At 71.5% G+C, this 3,556-nt stretch carries 4 protein-coding genes; 2 read left to right on the top strand and 2 right to left on the bottom strand.

The window, feature by feature from the left end:
• The first annotated feature begins 217 nt into the window (after nt 1–217).
• Entirely contained in the window at nt 218–1,012 is a 795-nt protein-coding gene (locus JWN97_RS10275; protein ID WP_297622055.1) for a DUF3027 domain-containing protein, read from the top strand.
• A 39-nt stretch (nt 1,013–1,051) separates the two neighbouring features.
• Here the strand turns inward: JWN97_RS10275 and JWN97_RS10270 are convergent, their stop codons facing one another.
• Nucleotides 1,052–1,651, bottom strand: coding sequence for a class I SAM-dependent methyltransferase (locus tag JWN97_RS10270; RefSeq protein WP_297622053.1), 600 nt, complete (start codon nt 1,649–1,651; stop codon nt 1,052–1,054).
• A complete protein-coding gene (locus tag JWN97_RS10265) occupies nt 1,648–1,935 on the bottom strand; it encodes a DUF2530 domain-containing protein (RefSeq protein WP_297622051.1) in 288 nt (95 codons plus the stop codon). Before JWN97_RS10265 ends, JWN97_RS10270 begins: the two co-directional genes overlap by 4 nt.
• A 66-nt stretch (nt 1,936–2,001) precedes the next feature.
• On the opposite strand from JWN97_RS10265, the gene JWN97_RS10260 reads away from it, so the two are divergent.
• Nucleotides 2,002–3,480 (top strand): NCS2 family permease, encoded by a 1,479-nt coding sequence (locus JWN97_RS10260; RefSeq protein WP_297622049.1) that lies wholly within the window; start codon nt 2,002–2,004, stop codon nt 3,478–3,480.
• The last annotated feature ends 76 nt before the right edge of the window (nt 3,481–3,556 follow it).

Raw genomic sequence — 3,556 nt, 5'->3', positions numbered from 1 at the left:
CGGCGGCGCGGGCGCCCCGGGCAGCGCCCGACAGCGAGCGGCGTACGGCACTGGCCGGGGGCGGCGCGGACGACCCCGACCGCGGCCCGGGGGGCGGGTCAGGTCGCTCGGAGGTCACGGGCACCATCTTGGACTACCGGCCCGACAGCAGCCGTACGCCGTCCCGGGTGCGGTCCCCGACGGGACAGGGCGACCCCCCGTTTGTCATGATGCACGTGTGATCTCTCTCCCGAGCCGCGCCGGCAAGCCGGACTCGACCCTCGTCAAGGCCGCCGACGTCGCTCGAGGCATCGTCCTCGAGGTCGCCGAGGCGGCCGAGGTGGGCGACCACCTGGGCGCCCACGCCGAGGGCGAGCGGGTGGTCACGCACCAGTTCGCCTGCGCGCGACCCGGCTACCCGGGGTGGTACTGGTCGGTGACGCTGACGCGCGCCAAGCGTGGCAAGGACATCACGGTCAACGAGGTCGTGCTCCTGCCCGGCGACGAGGCGATCGTCGCGCCGGCCTGGGTGCCCTACAAGGAGCGGCTGCAGCCCGGCGACCTCTCGCCCGGCGACCTGCTCCCCGTCGAGGACGAGGACGTGCGCCTCGTGCCGACCTACCTCGTCGGCGACGACCCGCTCGACCCCCCGATGGACGCCGACGACCGCGCGCAGGTGCGCCGGGTCGCCGAGGACCTGGGGCTCGGTCGCGTGCGCACGCTGAGCCGCGAGGGCATCGACATGGCGGCGGAGCGCTGGTACGCCGGCTCCGGCGGCCCCGATTCGCCGCTGGCCAAGAGCGCGCCGGACACCTGCGCCACGTGCGGGTTCCTGGTGCGCCTCAGCGGCTCGCTCGCCGAGACCTTCGGCGTCTGCGCCAACGGCAACGCCAACGACGACGGCAAGGTCGTCTCGCTCGACCACGGGTGCGGGGCCCACTCGGAGGTCAAGCTGGCGCGCAAGCAGCAGCCCCTGCCGATGCCCGAGCACGCCTTCGACACCCTCACCGACGACGAGTACGAGCTCATCTGAGCCGCACAGCCACGACCGACCGCGTCGAGATCGAGCCCGCTAGAGAGCCGCCAGCACCCACACGGCGTAGTCGTCGACCGGCTCGTGCAGCTCGTAGCTGCCGAAGCGGTGCACCACACGCAGGCCCGCGGCCGCCACGTCCGCCGCGAACTCGTCGGCCGGATAGGTGCGGCTGCCCGCCTTCACCGCGGTGAGGTGGAACCCGACGAGCGCCCGGCCGGCGGGAGCGAGCAGGTCGCGCACCCGCTGCAGCACGGCGCGCTCGGTGCCCTCGCCGAGGTAGATCATCACGTTGCCGACCGCCAGCACCAGGTCGAACGACCCGAGCTCGGCGGCGTCGAGCGCGAGCGCCTCGTGGGGGAGGACCTCCAGGTCCGGGTAGGTCGCCCGCGACTGGGCGCGCAGCGCCGAGTCCGGCTCGGCCGCCACGACGTCGTGGCCGCGCGACTGCAGCGCCGCCGAGACCCGGCCCATGCCCGAGCCGATGTCCAGGATCCGCGCGTGACGGGGCACCAGCGCATCGGCCAGCCGTGCCTCGCCGTCGATGTCCGCGCCCTCGGCCACGCGCTGGGCGAAGGTCTCGCCGTAGCCGCGGTTGCCGTCACCGGCGAGCTCCCAGCGTGTCGGGGGGAGCGTCATCCCTCGGCCCGCTGCGCGGCACGCTCGCGGCGCCGGCGTCGGCAGTACTCCAGCCCGCACAGGCCGAGGCCGAAGCCGGCCAGGCAGGTCCAGAGCCACCAGGTGCGACCGTTGTCCTGGAGGGTGCCCCAGAACGGCAGCAGGCCCAGGAAGCCGAGCAGCCACAGGGCGGTGCCGACCTCGGTGGTGCGGACGCCGTCGACGTCGAGGGGCTCGACCTGCGCCACGATGTAGGTGCGGTTGCCGATCTCGTGCTGCGTCGGCTGTTCGTCGCCCAGGTCCACGTCGAGAACGCTACACGCGGGACACGGAAACACGGACGTAGCACGGTTCTGCCACACTGCCGTTCCGTGACCGATGACACCACCACTGCGCCCGCACCCGGCAAGGCCTCAGGCCTCGACGGATTCTTCAAGATCACCGAACGGGGATCGACCGTAGGACGAGAGGTGCGCGGCGGCGTCGTCACCTTCTTGACGATGGCCTACATCGTCGTCCTCAACCCGCTGATCCTCGGCTTCGTGCCGGACTCGACGGGCGCCTTCCTGGGAGGCGGCCCGGGGGACGGGTCCAACCTCCCCGTGATCGCCGCTGGCACCGCGCTCGTCGCGGGCCTGCTGACCATCCTCATGGGATCGGTGGCCAACTTCCCCCTCGCGCTCGCGACCGGCCTGGGCCTCAACGCGTTCGTGGCCAACGCCATCGCCACCCGCTCGACCTGGGCCGACGCGATGGGCCTGATCGTCCTCGAGGGGCTCATCATCCTCGTCCTCGTGCTGACCGGCTTCCGCAAGGCGGTCTTCCACGCGGTGCCGCAGCAGCTGAAGATCGCGATCTCAGTCGGCATCGGCCTGTTCATCGCCCTGATCGGCTTCGTCGACGCCGGCTTCGTGACCCGCATCCCCGACGCCTTCCAGACCACCGTGCCGGTCCAGCTCGGCAACGGCGGCACGCTGACGGGCTGGCCGGTCCTCGTCTTCGCGATCGGCGTGGTCCTCATCATCGCCCTGTGGGTGCGCCGCGTGCGTGGCGCGATCCTGATCTCGATTGTCGCGACCGCCGTCCTCGCCTTCGTCCTGCAGGCCGTCCTCGACCTCGGCTCGGTCGCCACCGACGGCCCGGGCAACTGGTCGCTCAACGTCCCGGAGCTCAACGGGTTCGTCGACGTGCCCGACTTCGGCACCCTCGGCGAGTTCTCGCTCTTCGGCGCCTTCTCGTCCGTCGGTGTGCTGGCCGCACTGCTCCTGGCCTTCACCCTGCTGCTCGCCGACTTCTTCGACACGATGGGCACGATGACGGCGATCGGCGCCGAGGCCGGCCTCAACGACGAGGAGGGCATCCCGCCCCACTCGCAGCGGATCCTCATCGTCGACTCGATCGGCGCGGTGGCCGGTGGCGCCGCGGGCGTCTCCTCCAACACGTCGTACATCGAGTCGGCGGCCGGCGTCGGTGAGGGCGCCCGCACCGGTCTCGCGTCGGTGGTGACCGGTCTGCTGTTCCTGCTGACCACCTTCTTCGCCCCGATCGTCGAGGCGATCCCGTCGGAGGCGGCCGTCCCCGCGCTGGTGCTGGTCGGCTTCTTGATGATGCAGCAGGTGAAGGGCATCGAGTGGGACGACCTCGAGATCGCCATCCCGGCCTTCCTGACCATCGTGCTGATGCCGTTCACCTACTCGATCAGCGTCGGCATCGGCGCCGGCTTCCTGGCGTACGTCCTCATCAAGACCGTCGTCGGCAAGGTCCGCGACGTGCACCCCCTGATGTGGATCGTGGCCGTGCTGTTCGTCGTCTACTTCGCGATCTCGCCGATCACCTCCTGGCTGACCTGACCACCACCTCGAGTCGGCGCACCTGCTGACGAAGAGCACCTCGAGTCGGCGCACCTGCCCGCCCTGTCCACAGGGT

Source organism: Nocardioides sp. (assembly GCF_025965415.1).
Taxonomy (GTDB): domain Bacteria; phylum Actinomycetota; class Actinomycetes; order Propionibacteriales; family Nocardioidaceae; genus Nocardioides.
This window is presented reverse-complemented; position numbering and strand designations above follow the sequence as displayed.